Source organism: Bradyrhizobium sp. LTSP885 (assembly GCF_000938305.1).
Lineage (GTDB): Bacteria > Pseudomonadota > Alphaproteobacteria > Rhizobiales > Xanthobacteraceae > Bradyrhizobium.
Genome location: NZ_JYMT01000036.1, coordinates 95,182 through 110,349 on the forward strand (window position 1 = coordinate 95,182; position 15,168 = coordinate 110,349).

Annotated in this window: 14 protein-coding genes and 1 pseudogene; 3 read left to right on the top strand and 12 right to left on the bottom strand. The window is 64.1% G+C overall.

What is annotated here, in order from left to right; genetic code table 11:
* Positions 1 to 134: 134 nt before the first annotated feature.
* On the bottom strand, positions 135 to 2,504 hold the full coding sequence (locus UP09_RS23005) for a putative bifunctional diguanylate cyclase/phosphodiesterase (protein WP_044540570.1): 2,370 nt from the start codon (positions 2,502 to 2,504) through the stop codon (positions 135 to 137).
* A 184-nt stretch (positions 2,505 to 2,688) separates the two neighbouring features.
* On the bottom strand, positions 2,689 to 3,099 hold the full coding sequence (locus UP09_RS23010) for a DOPA 4,5-dioxygenase family protein (protein ID WP_044540571.1): 411 nt from the start codon (positions 3,097 to 3,099) through the stop codon (positions 2,689 to 2,691).
* Between the two features lie 195 nt (positions 3,100 to 3,294).
* Between UP09_RS23010 and UP09_RS23015 the strand changes: the two genes are divergently transcribed.
* Together UP09_RS23015 and UP09_RS23020 are read left to right on the top strand one after the other, a co-directional pair.
* Positions 3,295 to 4,008 (top strand): hypothetical protein, encoded by a 714-nt coding sequence (locus UP09_RS23015; protein WP_044540572.1) that lies wholly within the window; start codon positions 3,295 to 3,297, stop codon positions 4,006 to 4,008.
* Positions 4,009 to 4,185: 177 nt separating this feature from the next.
* Positions 4,186 to 4,998, top strand: a complete 813-nt coding sequence (locus UP09_RS23020; protein ID WP_044540573.1) for an enoyl-CoA hydratase — start codon at positions 4,186 to 4,188, stop codon at positions 4,996 to 4,998.
* Positions 4,999 to 5,210: 212 nt separating this feature from the next.
* Here the strand turns inward: UP09_RS23020 and UP09_RS23025 are convergent, their stop codons facing one another.
* The 8 genes and pseudogenes from UP09_RS23025 to UP09_RS23060 form a co-directional block, all read right to left on the bottom strand.
* Positions 5,211 to 6,203 carry an aldo/keto reductase gene (locus tag UP09_RS23025; RefSeq protein ID WP_044540574.1) on the bottom strand — a complete coding sequence of 331 codons (993 nt, stop codon included), beginning with the start codon at positions 6,201 to 6,203 and terminating at the stop codon, positions 5,211 to 5,213.
* A gap of 90 nt (positions 6,204 to 6,293) precedes the next feature.
* On the bottom strand, positions 6,294 to 6,827 hold the full coding sequence (locus tag UP09_RS23030) for a VOC family protein (protein WP_044540575.1): 534 nt from the start codon (positions 6,825 to 6,827) through the stop codon (positions 6,294 to 6,296).
* Positions 6,828 to 7,274: 447 nt separating this feature from the next.
* Entirely contained in the window at positions 7,275 to 7,748 is a 474-nt protein-coding gene (locus UP09_RS23035) for a cupin domain-containing protein (protein ID WP_044540576.1), read from the bottom strand.
* 273 nt (positions 7,749 to 8,021) lie between these two features.
* Entirely contained in the window at positions 8,022 to 8,804 is a 783-nt protein-coding gene (locus UP09_RS23040; protein ID WP_044540577.1) for an SDR family NAD(P)-dependent oxidoreductase, read from the bottom strand.
* A 204-nt stretch (positions 8,805 to 9,008) separates the two neighbouring features.
* A pseudogene (gene plsY, locus UP09_RS23045) lies at positions 9,009 to 9,695 on the bottom strand (glycerol-3-phosphate 1-O-acyltransferase PlsY).
* Between the two features lie 24 nt (positions 9,696 to 9,719).
* Complete coding sequence (locus tag UP09_RS23050; RefSeq protein WP_044540578.1) at positions 9,720 to 10,664, bottom strand: DUF1932 domain-containing protein; 945 nt, start codon at positions 10,662 to 10,664, stop codon at positions 9,720 to 9,722.
* 16 nt (positions 10,665 to 10,680) lie between these two features.
* Positions 10,681 to 11,550: a substrate-binding domain-containing protein gene (locus UP09_RS23055; protein ID WP_044540579.1), complete on the bottom strand. Its 870-nt coding sequence runs from the start codon at positions 11,548 to 11,550 to the stop codon at positions 10,681 to 10,683.
* Positions 11,551 to 11,606: 56 nt separating this feature from the next.
* Positions 11,607 to 12,311, bottom strand: a complete 705-nt coding sequence (locus tag UP09_RS23060; protein ID WP_044540580.1) for a TetR/AcrR family transcriptional regulator — start codon at positions 12,309 to 12,311, stop codon at positions 11,607 to 11,609.
* A 66-nt stretch (positions 12,312 to 12,377) separates the two neighbouring features.
* Between UP09_RS23060 and UP09_RS23065 the strand changes: the two genes are divergently transcribed.
* Complete coding sequence (locus UP09_RS23065) at positions 12,378 to 13,187, top strand: transporter substrate-binding domain-containing protein (protein WP_044540581.1); 810 nt, start codon at positions 12,378 to 12,380, stop codon at positions 13,185 to 13,187.
* A gap of 2 nt (positions 13,188 to 13,189) precedes the next feature.
* On the opposite strand, the gene UP09_RS23070 is transcribed toward UP09_RS23065, so the two are convergent.
* Together UP09_RS23070 and UP09_RS23075 are read right to left on the bottom strand one after the other, a co-directional pair.
* Positions 13,190 to 14,068, bottom strand: coding sequence for an SMP-30/gluconolactonase/LRE family protein (locus UP09_RS23070; protein WP_044540721.1), 879 nt, complete (start codon positions 14,066 to 14,068; stop codon positions 13,190 to 13,192).
* A gap of 35 nt (positions 14,069 to 14,103) precedes the next feature.
* Complete coding sequence (locus UP09_RS23075; RefSeq protein ID WP_044540582.1) at positions 14,104 to 15,168, bottom strand: aldose epimerase family protein; 1,065 nt, start codon at positions 15,166 to 15,168, stop codon at positions 14,104 to 14,106.

Below are 15,168 nucleotides of genomic sequence, written 5' to 3' on the forward strand. Positions count from 1 at the left end.
AGTAAGGCATATTCGAGACCGGAGGGGCCAGGGTAGGTTTTTTTTAGCCTCTTTGGGGGTCGGAAATGCCGGAGAATCAGTGCTTAAGCGGTTGAAATGCCAGGAAAATGTCCCGATCCGGGACAATTCCGGCTTCAGGCGATCTTCTCCTCCCGCAGGGTAAGCACCGGAACCGGCTTGCCGATGGCGTAGCCTTGGACGTAGTCGACCCCGATCAGGCGCAGCTCGTCGAGGATGGCGAGGCTTTCGACGAACTCCGCGACCACCTGCTTCTGCATGATTTTCGCGGTCTTGGTGATCATTTCGACCATCGCCCGATCGACCTTGCTGTGCAGGATCTCCTTCACGAACGAGCCGTCGATCTTGATGAAATCGACTGGCAGGTGCTTCAGATAGGCGATCGACGACATGCCGGTGCCGAAATCGTCGAGCGAGAAGCTGCAGCCGATCTCCCGCAGCCGCGCGATGAATGTCTGTGCGTCGTCCAGATTGGCAATCGCGCTGGTCTCGGTGATCTCGAAGCACACCATCGTCGGCGGCACGTCATATTGCGCAAACAGCTCGGTGACGAAGTCGACAAACTCACCGTCGCCGATGGTGGCGCCGGAGAGGTTGATGGCGTAGCCCGCGACCTTGCGCAGGGTGTGCTTGCGCTCCGCGATGATCTCGAAGGCGCGGCGCACCACCCAGCGGTCGATCAACGGCATCAAGCCGTAGCGCTCGGCGGCAGGCAGGAAGCTGCCGGGCGACACAAGGGCGCCGCTCTCGTCGCGCAGCCGCAGCAGCAGTTCGCGCCGCTCCTGGCCCTTCAGCACACCGCCTATCGGACGGATTTCCTGCTCGTAGAGACAGAAGCGCTCCTCGTCCAATCCCTTGCGGATGCGCTGGACCCAGTTCATCTCGGCGACACGCACCGTCATGTCGGTGTCTGACGGACGGTGTTCCTGGACGCGGTTGCGTCCCTTGTCCTTGGCAAGGAAGCAGGCGACGTCGGCAAGCCGCAGCGCGTCCTGCACGCCGGCGCAATCGTCCAGCCGGACCAGACCGATGCTCGCGCTGATCCGGAAGCCCGAGCTCTCATAAACGAAGCTCGACTGCTCGACCACGGCCCTCAGCCGCTCCGCGACATCGGAGGCGGTTTCATGCCCGCTCGCGCCAGCCTCGCGCAGCAGGATGCCGAACTCGTCGCCGCCGAGACGCGCGACCAACCCGCTGCCACCGACCTCGCCCGCCAGCAGCTTGGCCACCTGTTTCAGCAGCCGGTCGCCGGCCATATGGCCGCAGGTATCGTTGATGATCTTGAACTGGTCGAGATCGATCAGCATCAGATCGGCGCTTCCCGACATCGATTTGTGAAGCTCGAACTCGAACTGCCGCCGGTTGGCGAGCCCGGTGAGGGCGTCATGCGACGCGGCCCATGCCAGCTCCTCAACCAGCCGGCGCTCCGCCGTCATGTCGTGAATGATCATGACGCGGCCGGCCCAGTCGCCAACATGCGTGATCGGAGTCTCGACAACCGAGACCGGGACGCTGGACTGATCGGGCCGCAGCAGAAGCCGCTGCCGCGGCTGGCTTTCACCGTCGGCCTCGGTGGTCCGGAACGATCCCTGTACCGGCTGCTCGGCGATGCTGAACAAGGACGCGACGGGCCGGTCGGTCGCGTCTTGCCCTGCCGTAATCAGGCGCTGCGCGGCGGGATTCATATAGCTGACGCGGTCGTCCGGCGTCGTCACGATCACGGCGTCGCCGATCGAGGCCAGGGTGAGCTGGGCGCGCTCCTTCTCCTCGGCAAGCGCGGTCTCGGCCAGCCAGCGCCGCAGCAACATCCGCCGCGTGTGGACCAGGACGATACCGGCGAGGCACGCCGCAATCACGACATTGATCAGCAGCAGCAGCGAGGAGACCTGGCGCGACGCCTGTCCCAGGTGATCCGAGAAGTCGACGGCGAGTGTGCTCAGCGCCGCGTCGACAACGCTGATCCGTTCAACCCAGTGCCTGATGGTCGCAGCGGACGGATCGTGCAGCGCAACGTCGTTGGCGGCCTCGTTCCTGATCTCAATGAGCTGATCGAGCAGCGGATCCGAATTCCGCCATGCCGTCACCGCGCCGGCGACGTGATGCATTTGACGGAAGTACTTGAACAGCCAGATCAGGCCGCCAATGTCGTCATCATGATTGCCTGCCTTGGCGAAGGCCGCGCGCGCCGCGGCATCGTTGTTGCCAGGCGTCTCAAGGGCGAGCCGCGCGACGCGATCGGCCAGCGGCACCGCAATCGCGGCATCGAACTTCCGCAGGTAATCCGGCGCGCCGGTGCTGACATAGATCTGCAGGTCGTGGATGGCGTCCTTCTGCCCCTTGGACCAGAAGCTCTCGCCCGCCACATAGGCCCGCACCGCGGACATCACCTGAAGGCTGCCGGCCGACAGGCTGGCCTGCAGCAGCACGATCGCGATCAGCGGACCAACCACCCGCCATAGTGACCAGCTTCGAAACGAGAAGAACATGCCCGATGCGCCCAACCCGATATTTGTTGGGCAAAGCGTAGGAAGGGCGACTTAACCCCACGTTGCAAAACGCGATGAGTTTGAAACGACTTGGTTGTGGTGAAATTGGCGTGAATTTTAACGATCCAGACTTTTGACGATCTGGACTTGGGTGCCAAGATTTGGGTGCAATGCAGCGCCGACCTCAGGGACGCAGCGTCGGCGTCGTGTTCGGGGCCGGCGCCTGCTCCATCTCGGACTCTTCGGGCAACTTGTCGGCATGGACGGCAAGCGGTGTCCCGATCCACAGCGGATCGGCGTGATGATCGCGACGCGGGTTCGTCGTGTTCGGATGGACCAGGATGCTCAGGCTGCCATGGTTGAGCATCAGCCATGGCACCAGCACGGGAAACAGCTCGGTCGCAAACGCCACCTGAAACATCGCCTGATCGTGCGGGCCGACCTTGACGTCGTGCCAGCGCCCGAGCGTGACCAGGAAGCGTTCGCCGATCCAGCTGCGCAGGCGCTCCGCCTCGCCCCGGCTGGTCGCGGGATCGTAATAGACATGGGCGTGGAAACTCGCGATCTCGCCGATCGTCCGTGGCGTGTCCGTCATCTCGTCACCTCTATTTTCTCACTCAGCCGTGGGCCAGCAGGCAATCGACTGCCGTGACTTAGGAGCGGGGACTTGCCCCGTCAATCCGGCCAAACCCCGCCTGCCCACCGGACCTCTCCCCTCGCCGCAAATGCCGCATTTGATTTGCCGCATTTTCGATCTAGCCTGCGGCCAGGTTGAGATCGGGGCGTCCCCATGGCCAATTTTGGCTGGACACGCGTCAAGGACCCTGCACCCGCCGAGGGCGCCGACATCGGCTTCGGCGGCCTCGATGATCCCGTGTCGTTGCTCACCGCACTCGACAAGGCGGTGCCGCGCTATCTCGACCTCGTCGACAATGGCGCGCTGGTCTATCCGGCCTGCAAGCGCAAGCCGGGCGACGCACAAGGCGATATCCGCGCGATATGGGAGCACACAAGGCTGGAAGCGATGCGCTATATCCCAATGGTACCGCGGCAGGACACGTCGCTGCTGGTCGATCCGGCGCGCCAGGCGGAGATGATCGACGCCTTCCTGCGGCAAAGCCCGCATGAGAACACGGTCATCGATTTCACGGGAACGGCGATCGACGATTACGGGATCGCGATCTACGCCGCGCTGAACTGGCTGAACCATTGCGTCGCCATCTCGGATGCCGATCCGCATCAATTCTCGGGCACCTTGCGCAGCTTCCGCAAGGTCATGGTCGTCGCACGGCAATGGTGGGCGATCGACGGCGCTGCCGAGCGTTGCAGGCAAATGCTCGAGGCGCGCGAACGGCCGCCGCTGGTGTTCTTTCTGCTGTGGGCGGAGTGCACCACCCTCGCGCGGGAGATCGCGATCGCGGCGGCGCGCGCTTCGGCAGCATCGGACGACATCTCCCGCGTGCGCTCGGCACAGGATCCGGAAGAGCTGGACGCGAAGGGCTAGATCCTGACGCAACAGCCCGGGAAGCGCGCGACGCGCGTCAGGTCGTCGTTCCCGGTGGGATGACTTGCCCGCGGCTTTCGCTAGACTTGGAACCACAAGCTGGGGGCCGGGACAGCCGGCCTCTGGGTTCGTCATCGCGGCCCTCTCCTCGCTTCCGAACCAGACTGGATCTCCCTCATGCTCAACGTTCCCCACACATCGCTCGCCGACGGCAAGATCCTGCAAAGCGTGGTCGACGGCGTCGGCGTAATCACCTTCAACAATCCCGACAAGCGCAATGCGATGTCGCTGGAGATGTGGGAGGGCTTTGGCCAGGCGCTGACCGCGTTGCGCGACGATCCGGGGGTCCGGGTCGTGATTCTCGTGGGCGCCGGCGACAAGGCGTTTGTGTCGGGCGCCGACATCAGCCAGTTCGAGAAAACCAGGCACAACGCGGAAGCCTCGGAGGAATATTCCCGGCGCAGCGCAGCCCAGCGCGCTTTGTTTGCCGATTACCCCAAGCCGACCATTGCCTGCATCCGCGGCTTCTGCCTCGGCGGCGGCATGCAGGTTGCGATGGCGGCCGATATCCGCATCTCCGGCGCCAGCGGCCAGTTCGGCATTCCCGCCGCCAAGCTCGGGATCGCGTATGGCTATGACGGGTTGCGCCATCTGGTCTCGCTGGTCGGCCCGTCCTGGGCGCGGCTGATCATGTACACGGGCATGCGGATCGATTCCGCGGAAGCGCTGCGGATCGGGCTGGTCGATCGCGTGCTGCCGGATGCCGAGCTGTGGGATGCGACCATGGAGATCGCGCGCACCATCTCGGGCAACGCGCCGCTGGCGATCAAGGCCGCCAAGATCACCATCGCGCAGGTGCTGAAGGACCCCGATGACCGCGACATGGCCGCGATCAAGCAGGTCGGCATCGATTGCATGGACAGCGAAGATTTCCGCGAAGGCCGCCGCGCCTTCATGGACAAGCGCAAGCCGGAGTTTAGGGGAAGGTAGGCTCGCTACGTTGTCGTCTCGGCTTGGTACGCAATTGCGGCGGCATCCACAACTGTCGTCCCTGCGAAAGCAGGGACCCATAACCACAGGGTTCTGTTGTTGAAGGAGGCTGTGGCCCCAGCGTCGCATAAGCAATTCGCATTCATGGTTATGGGTCCCGGGTCAAGCCCGGGACGACGGCGAGTATGTTGCGCTGCTTGTGAGTCACACGGCTACTTATCGAGCATCTGCATCAGCGCGGCGTTGTAACGATCGCCGCTGACGTTGCCCGGCGCGAACATCTCGGCGATCTCTGCGATCCGCGCCTCGCTGAGGCGGATATTCAGCGCGCCCAGATTCTCGGCGAGGAAGGCCAGCGTGTCGCAGCCGCAGGTCGCGATCATGCGCGGGTTGCGGTTGAGCAGCCAGGCCAGCGCGAGCTGCGCGACGTCGCAGCCGAGCTCGCGCGCGAGTGCGCCAAGCCGGTCCACCAGCGCGACATTCTTTGGAAAATTCTCCGCTGAGAAGCGCGGGAAGTGCCGGCGCACATCCTTCGGTCCGAGTTGATCGAGGCTGCGCAGCCGGCCCGTCAGCATGCCGCGGCCGAGCGGCGAGAACGCCATCAGCGTGACGCCGAGTTCATCGTAGACGTCGAGCATCTCGGCCTCGACGTCGCGGGTCCAGAGCGAATATTCGGCCTGCACCGCCGTGATCGGATGCACCGCGCAGGCGCGCCGCAACGTCTTTGCCGAGACTTCGCAGAGGCCGAGGGCGCGGACCTTGCCTTGCGCCACGAGTTCGGCCATCGCGCCGACGGTGTCCTCGATCGGAACTTGCGGGTCCAGCCGGTGCTGGAAATAAAGATCGATATGATCGGTCGCCAGGCGGCGCAGCGACTCGTCGCAGGCCTTGCCGACATAGGCAGGATCGCCGCAGATGCCGAACCCCTTCTCGGCCCTGATGTAGCCGAACTTCGACGAGATCAGCACCTCATGCCGGCGTCCCCGCAGCGCGGCGGCGACCAGTTGCTCATTGTGCCCCCAGCTATAGTAATCGGCGGTATCGATCAAGCTGATCCCCTGATCGACCGCGCGGCGGATCACCGCTTTCGATTCATCGTCGGACCGCGCGCCATAGGCGCTGCTCATGGAGTAGCAGCCGAGCGCCATGGCGGCGGTCTGGACGCCGGTCTGGCCGAGTTGCCGCTGGAAGAATTTATCGCGCATGTCTTGTTTGCCTCCCAACGTCGCAATCAGGGTCTCTCGCCCGGACTGGTCTGATTGCTTTGGTTTGCCGGCACGCTCCTGCCAAACCGCTCAACGGCTCTTCACGTCGCGGATCGGATCGGAGCCGTCCCAGCTCTGGGCCTCCTGCCGGACGCGCTCGAAGAAGCGCCCCTTGCTGCCGCTGATGTCTGATATTTCGATGATCGTTCCCGGATGGGCCTCGGTGTCGAAATAGGCGAAGCGACCCTGCTCGCCGCCGATCTGGCCCTCGTGCCCGACCTTGTAACCGAGCGACAGCGCGCGGTCGTAGAGCGCCTGGTAATTCCTGGTCCAGAACGACATGTGCTGCAGGCCCTCACGGCCGGCCGCGAGGAATTCCTTGTACATCGAGGGCGCATCATTGCGCTGCTGGATCAGTTCGATCTGCAGATCGCCCGAATTCGCCAGCGCGATGCTCATCTCCACGTCGGACGCCTTGCCACGGTGGCGGAAGTAATCGGTCTTGACGCGATCGATGTAGTACCAGGGACCGACGCCTATCACCTTGACCCAGTGATCCATTGCGGCATGGATGTCGCGCACGACGTACCCGTTCTGGCAGACGGCTCCGAAGATGCGGCTCATGAGGTTTTCCTCTTCGTCGTTCTTGTCGGTGACGCATCGGTCGTGCAGGCCGCCGCGATTGGACCCGTCTTCAAACGGCCGGTGTCTCCTCGTTGTTATCACCGGCTATAGTAGTTTCTGGAAACGTTTTCAATATTGTCCTTCAATCGTCTCACAAGCTATTGATATTGATAAATTATCTTCAAGGAACCGATACGTGTACTACGATCGCTGCAAGGCCGCTGATACGCGGTAAGTTACCTGCCGACCGCTTCCTCGTGCGCCATTTTGCACGCCACCGCGCGCCTGAGATCGGGTCGACGAATCTACCCGCAGGGTGTGTCTTCACAAATCTCGGCGCGGCTGATGTCCGCTGTCCCGCTGAAAGCGGCGCGACAGCATATCGCGCCTATGGTCCGAGTTGGGCCAGAATCGAACATTCAGGCTGAGGCGTGCGCCACCGCTAACCTACTTCTTCGCTTGTTCAATCTTGACCGTGCTGGTCGGACCGATAGTCGTCGCGTGAAGAACCACCTCGCCGTCCTTTGCCATCGCGTAATGGGAGATCTTCGCTGGTTCAATCAAGAACGAGCCGGGTGGGTATGCCTTGAATTTACTTTCATCCCACTGATCACCGTTCGCGTAATACAAGGTGCCCGACACAACGATGGCCGTTCGTGTCTCACCATGCCAATGCGGCATGATCTTGAAGCCAGCTGGGATTCTCACCCGCTCCGAAAGTAATCCCGCTTTTTTCGGGTCGCCATAGAGGGTAGCGATCCCCACCGCTCCGACTTGTCCCTCGAAATGAATGTCCTGAGGAAGCGTTGCGACAACCGCATCCTGGGCAAAAGCCGACATCGATCCGCCCAGCGTGAGAAACGCCGCAGTCGCAAGGCCAATCAATGAAGGTGCCAGCCTTGTAGAAATTGCGTACGTCATTTCTCGATCCTTCGTGGGTCGGCGGTTGGACCCGGAGGGCACCGGTCTCAGACCCGCGATTGCGGGGCCAAGCTACACCGCGGGCCTGATGCAAGATAGCGTCGCCCAACCCTGTGGAAAACCTGTGGGGTTACGGTGACAGTGCACTTTACCTTGTCCGGCAGAGATCCCGACATGGCGCGATCTCGCAATCTCAAAAGCGGCAATGCTCTGATTGAACAGAACGGTTCTGCTGACTCACCAACAGCAGACATCTAATGCGTGCACGCCCTCCTAGCTCTTCTCGCTGACCGGCACCGTGTAGTTCAGGATCAACCGCCCGCCGTCCGGATAGATCGTCTGCCCGGTGATGTAGGACGCATCGTCGCTGGCGAGAAACGCCACGACGGAGGCGACCTCGCTCGGCTCGCCGCAGCGGCCGGCCGGGGTCCGCGACAGCACGCTGCGCCGCGCCTCATCGGACGTGAGGATCGCGGTCGCCACCATCTCGGTCAGGATCGTGCCGGGCCCGACGGCGACGACGCGGATGCCGTGCGGAGCCAGCGCCACCGCAGCTACCGAGGTCAGCTGCTTCATCGCGCCCTTGGACATCGCGTAGGTGGCAAGCGAGGGGATCGCCAGCAGCGCGTTGACCGAGGACATGTTGACCACGACCCCACCGCCGCCCTGCGCGATCATCTGGCGGGCCGCCGCCTGGACGCCGAAGAACGCGCCCTTGAGGTTGATCCCCATCACGTCGTCGAACTCGGCCTCGGTGATCTCGAGGAAATCGCGGTTGCGCGCCACGCCGGCATTGTTGACCATGACGTCGAGTCCGCCGAACTCCTTGACCGCCGCGGCGACGACCCGATCGACATCGGCGCGCTTGCTGACATCAGCCTCGACGGTGCGCAGCTCATTGGGATGCCCGAGTTCGCCGGCCGTCTTGACGAGCGCGGTGCCGTCGACATCCGAGATGACGACCTTGGCGCCGTCGGCGAGGAAGCGCTCGGCGCAGGCCCTGCCGATGCCGCGCGCTGCGCCCGTGATGGCGATCACCTTGCCGGAAAATTTCATGAGAGTGCCTCCTGGATATCACTTCGCGCGAACCGCCCGGGCTGGACGGACGCAGGATTGCGGCCCGAGCAATAGCCCATCACGCGGCGTCAGGGAACGCGGCGGATTCGCTGTGAGGTGCGAAACAGGCAGAAGCTGATTTCGATGTCCCACTCCGCCTCGCGCGCGGAGCAGGCGGCCGTCGGCCGTCCCGGGGGGCACGCACTAAGTCTGCGATTCCGTTTCCGATTCCAGGCTGCTTTGCCCGAGGCGTGGCTCTGTCCCGGCCAATAGCCTCTGAACGTTGGCACGATGGCGCACAATCACGTAAATGCTTCCTGCAATCACCAGCAACCGATAGGGCAACGGCTGCTCCATGCAGCAAATGACGGCGATCGCCGTCAACGCCGCCAGCATCGAGCCAAGGGAAACAATCCGAAAAATAGCCAGCACGACGCCAAAGACCGCCGCAGCACCCAAACCTGCCGGCTAGGATATCGCCAGCAACACGCCCAGCCCCGTCGCAGCGGATTTCCCACCCGTAAAATTCAACCAGACCGAACGGCTATGCCCCAACAACACGGCAAGTCCGGCCAGGCAAACCGCCCACGGCGCCCAGGTTTGCAGATCGAGCGCTGTCGGTGGCGTGACGGACGGCAACGTAGCGAGCCAAGGATAAAACCAGCTGGCAAAGACGATTGCCGCCACACCTTTCAGCATATCGACCAGGAGCACGACCAACGCTGGCCATTTCCCCAGGGTGCGCAACACGTTCGTCGCCCCAGTGGATTTGGAGCCATGCTGTCGGATATCAATGCCCTTGAGCAGTTTCCCGGCCAGATAGCCCGTGGGCGTGGAACCGAAGAGATAAGCGATTGCCAATCCAACCACGCTCGCTAACCAGAAAATCATGGAATTCTCCTCGACGCTCTCATATCACGCTGGCGCCTTGCGTGATCCCGCGTTGAGCCGCGCCAGGATACGGTCGGCTTCGGTGCGCCAGTCGGCGCTGCGGGCGAACTCCGGCATTCCCCTGACGCCGAACACGCCCTCGTCGGCGAGGTCGGCGATCCAGGCTTGCCGTTCGGCCGTGCCCGACGCCGACCAGGGCGCCAGCCCGGCGTCACGCACGGTCTCCGCCACCTCGCGCAGCTCCTCGGCACGGCGCCGTCCGTGCTCGATGACGCGCTGGAAAAAATAGGCGCCCTGCTTTTCCCAGTCGACGCTCGGAAAGGTCTCCTTGAGCGAGGCGAGCACCGCATCCTCGACGCCATAGGCCCGCGCGGTGGTGAAGCTCTCGATGACCATGGCCTCCAGGCCCTTGATCATGATGCTGCGGCACATCTTGACCGCCGACGAGACACCGAGCTCGTCGCTTGCGACCTTGGCCGCGAAACCCAGCGTGACCAGCAGCGGCGCCAGCTCGCGCGCGCCGCGGCCGCCAAGCAGCAGCGGCACCTTGATCCGGTACGGCGGCAACGAGGTCATCACGGCGCCCTCGACATAACGGCCGCCGGCGCCGTCGATGATGGATGCGGCGCGCTGCTTGGCGCCGGGTGAGGCCGAATTGAAATCCAGGAACCAGGCCTCCTTTCCGATCGCCGGCGCGCAGGCTTCGGCCACCGGCACCGCCTGGCTCGCCGTCACCGCGGAGACGATGAGATCCGCCCGCGCCGCGAGGTCGGCGTGCGATTGCGCCAGCTCGACCCCGATACCATCGGCGTGCTCACGCAACGGCCTTGCCTGCTCGCGCTCGAGCTTGATGTCGTAGGCGGCAACCTTGATGCCCTGCTTGCGCAAATCTTCGGCAAGGATGCGGCCGACCTCGCCATAGCCGAGCAGCCCGACCTGCCATTGCATTGGATCGCTGGAGACTGTCATCAGTTCAAATCCCGCATCAGTTCAAATCCCGTGTTGTGTTGTCGAACAACTCGTCGACCGCAAGGCGCCGTGGAATCAGAGACTGCTCGACGCAATAGTCGATGATCAATGCGAGCTGCTTGCGGTTCGCCTCGACGCCGAACGGCAGGAGGTCCGGCGTACCGGGCGGACCGGTATTTGCCTTGCCGCGCTTGAGCAGATCGTAGACCTCCCGCACCACATCGGGCCGCGATGCCGCGAGCGCCTCCGTCACCACCACCAGATGATTGACGGGGACAACGCCACGCCGCTGAAACCAGCGCGCCGCCTCGCCGGCCGGATCGGCGAACAGCGGCCGCAGCGCCGGATCGCTCGAGGTCTCGCCCAACACCGCGTCGAGCTCGCCGTCCTTCAGCATCTGGATGATGCTCTTGCCAACAGGCGCGCGTTCGGTCCGATCGACATATTCGGCAACATGCGGCTCCTCGAAGGTGACCCAATCGATCTCATCGAGATTGACGCCGTGGTCGTTGGCAAGGATGCCGCGCATCCACGCGCCGGTCGTGGTCGTGAACGAGCGGATGCCGACCCGCTTGCCTTCGAGATCGGCCGGGGCAAGCGTGTCGCCGTCGGCCCGACAGAGCGCATAGCCATGCTGGAATCGGCCGATCATCACCGCCGGCAACAGCACCAGCTTCTTGCAGTGCGCTTTCGCCATCAGGTAGGTCACGATAGCCATCTCGCAGACATCGAACGCCTGCTCGCGCACCATCGGCTTGAACGCGGCATTGGTCGGCGTGAACTCGGTGAAGTCGAGATCGAACAGGTCTGAGCGCAGCGCACCCGTCTTCACCGCCGCGACATGCGGGTGGTTGCCGAGCACGGTACGCAACCGGAGTTTGTCCATATCAGCGAACTCCAAAATCAAGAGGTCAGCGTTCGCCTCGACTCCTGGCGGGGCGCTTAAGTCCTGGCCGGCGACTTGCGCCGCGAGGGCGGCGCCTGATCGAGCGGCGCAGCCTGCATCGAGGCGACGGTTGCGCGGACCAGCTGTTCGATGGCGTGGCCGGCATCGGTGCCGTCGGCGCTGCCGCGCGACAGGCGCGATACGCGCTCCGGCGTCACCAACGAGTAGTAGAGAGCACCGAGCAGGAAGTGGCCGCGCCAGACGATATCGGTACGCGGGATGTGCGGCAGGCTTTCGCAGATCGCATCGATGAAGGCGTTGCTGGTGTCGTCGAAGGTCTGCGCGATGATCCGGCGCACGACCTCGTTGCCCTCGGCCGACATCACCGCGCGCAACCGCGTGAACCGCGTCCCGCCGCCGGCGAGGTCGCTGCCCGACGTAAAGGCCGGCAGCACATAGGCGCGCACGATCGCCTCCAGCCGGTCCTGCAAGTCGCGCACCCGCTTCGCGGCGGCCAGCAGCTCGGAGCGGCGCAGGTTCATCGGACCGCAATGGCGGCGATAGATTTCCAGCAGCAGGCCGTCCTTGGTCGCGAAATGATAGGTCACGCTGCCGGGATTGGCGCCGGCGGCCTGCGCGATGTCGCGCACCGACACCGCGGTGAAGCCGTGGGTCGAGAACAATTCCTCCGCCGCGGCGAGGATCGCCTCGCGCATGTTCGGCTTGCGTGCACTGGCAACGTTGGCGGGCTTGCGAACCATATTTGTACTATCGTACAAGAAATCAGGTCGCGTCAACAAGCGGCGCGACGTGAGGCAGGAAGCAGCATGATGACGCTCTCTGGAATAATGACGGCGGGCCTACGCAGGATCGGCCTCGCCTGCATCATCGCAACGCTCGCGGCGGCGTCAGCCCATGCCGGTGACGAGACGACCTTGCTGGCGCCGACCGGAAAGCTGCGCGTCGGCGTCTATCCGGGCAGCCCGACCTCGCTTGTCACCGACCCTGCGACGCATCAAACGCATGGCCTGAGTCATGACCTCGGCGAGGCCTTCGCGAAGCGGCTCGGCGTGCCGGTCGACTATGTCTCGTTCCAGCGCATCGCCGACGTGATCGCCGCGATCAAGAATGCCGAGGTCGATTTCACCATCACCAACGCGACGCCGGCCCGCGCCAATGATGTCAGCTTCAGCCCCATCCTTGTCGCGGTCGAGCTCGGCTATCTGGTGCCGCCCAACTCGACCATCATGAGCGCGGATGAGATCGACCAGCCCGGCATCCGGATCGGCGTCACCAAGGGCGGTACGTCGGAACGCACGCTCGGCGCGAAGTTTCCGAACGCCAGGATCGTCCCCGCCGAGAGCGTCACGGCCGCCGTCGCGATGTTCGGCCGCGGCGAGATCGATCTCTACGCGACCAACAAGCCGACGCTGTTCGAGATATCGGACGCCATGCCAGGCGCGCGCATCCTCAATGGCAAATGGGGGCTGGAGCACATGGCGGTCGCGATCCCGAAGGGGCGCGAGCAGGCGCTGCCGTCAGTCGCTGATTTCGTGAAGGACGTGCAGAGCAACGGGCTGCTCACCAAGGCCGAGCAGGAGGCCGGACTGCGCGGCGCGGTGAAGGCCGAACAATAGAGTCAGGACAATCTGACATCCGGCTCGGCGCGGCCGCGCGCCGCGGCGTCGAGCAGGAAGGTCTTGCCATGCTCGGGATCGGCGGCGCGCTGCGCCTCATCCATGTCCTGCCAGGCCGAGGTCACCAGCACGCGCGAGAAGTCACGGCCGACAAAGGCCGGACAACTGGATTGGCTCGCCGGCACGCGCAGCGACCGCAGGCGGCGACCGGTGGGATCATAGATATCGATGCAGCCGCCGCCCCAGCGCGCGTTCCAGATCAATCCATCCGCATCGACGATCGCGCCGTCGATGCCGCCGACGCCTTGATGTTTGATCAGTGCAACAGGGTCTCCAACCGGCAATCCGGTCGATGGATCGAGCGGCACGCGATACAGCGTGTTCCTCCCGGTGTCGGCGAAATAGCCGATGTCTCCGTTGGGCGAGAAACAGATCGCGTTCGGGATGGTGATCTCTGGATAGAGCCGTGTGATACGGCCGCGGTGCAGCGCGTAGATCGCGCCTGCGCCCTTCTCCGCGCGTCGCCCCATGGTACCGAACCAGAACGTGCCGGACGGATGCACCCGCGCGTCGTTGGACCGCGTCACCGGATTGTCGGACTCCAGCGAAACAAACAGCTCGAGACGTCCATCGGCGACGTGCCGAACATAGAACCCATCCTCGGTAAGGATGAGTTGCCGCTCGCCATCGATCCGCGCCAGCGCGCTCGCCATTTTCGGCAGCGCGTGAATCACGGTGCGTCCGTCTGCAAAGCGGTGCTCGAACAGGCGGCGCTCGCGGATATCGAACCACCAGGCGGTATCGGTCGCGGCGTCATAGGTTGGCCCCTCGCCGAGATGGCAGCGCTCGGCCGATAGCACCGATGTCGGCACCTCGTCCATCACTTCGCCGGCGATGCGGTCGGTCATTGCGGTCCTCACAATGTCGAGAAGCGATAGACGATGGTGCGCCGATAGATCTGTCCGGGATCGAGCCGCGCCGACGGAAAGTCCGGGCGGTTCGGCGTATCCGGCCAGGCATGCGGCTCGAGACACAGCGCGTCCGACTGGCGATAAAGAAGGCCGCCTTTGCCTGACGTGGAGCCGTCGAGGAAGTTGCCGGAATAGAACTGCAATCCCGGCTGATCGGTGAACAGCTCCATCACCCGGCCGCTGCGCGGCGCCTCGAGGCGCGCGGCGAGGCGGAGGCCGGTCCCTGACGCCAGACAGTAATTGTGGTCATAGCCGCGGCCGAGCCGCAATTGCTCGTCGTCCATTCTGATGCGCGAACCGATCGCGACAGGCGATCGGAAATCGAACGGCGTGCCCTCGACCGGCCGCGGCGGCTCGGGCAGTGGAATTGCCGTGGCGTCGACGGCGAGAAAGCGCTCCGAGGGGATCGTCAGCCGGTGATCGAGTATCTGCGTGGCTGAGCGCGCGCCGTTGAGATTGAAGAAGCTGTGATTGGTCAAATTGAGGAAGGTCGGGCGATCGGTGGTCGCCTCATAGGTCACCGAGAGTTCCGTCGTGCTGCGGACGCGATAGGTCACCCGCGTCTCCAGATTGCCCGGATAGCCTTCCTCGCCATGCGGACTTGCGCGCTCCAGCACCAGCGTCGGCCCCGGACTGTCGCTGACGTCGACGATCCGCCAGAGCTGGCGATCGAAGCCCTGCGGGCCGCCATGCAAGGCGTTGGGACCGTTGTTGGCCTCGAGCGCGACAGCCGCGCCATCGAGCACGAAGCGCCCGCCGGCGATCCGGTTGGCATAGCGGCCGATGGTCGCGCCGAAGAATTTGCGCTGCGCCAGATAGCCATCGAAATCGTCATGGCCGAGCACGATGTCGTCGCAATGCCCGTCGCGGTCGGGCGTCATCAGCGATTGCAGCGTGGCGCCGAACGGAAGGATGGCAGCCGTAAAGCCGTGGCCGCCACGCAGCGTCACGCGCTCGACCACCGAACCGTCGGGCAATCTGCCAAATGGCTCGCGATCGATCGGTGTCAT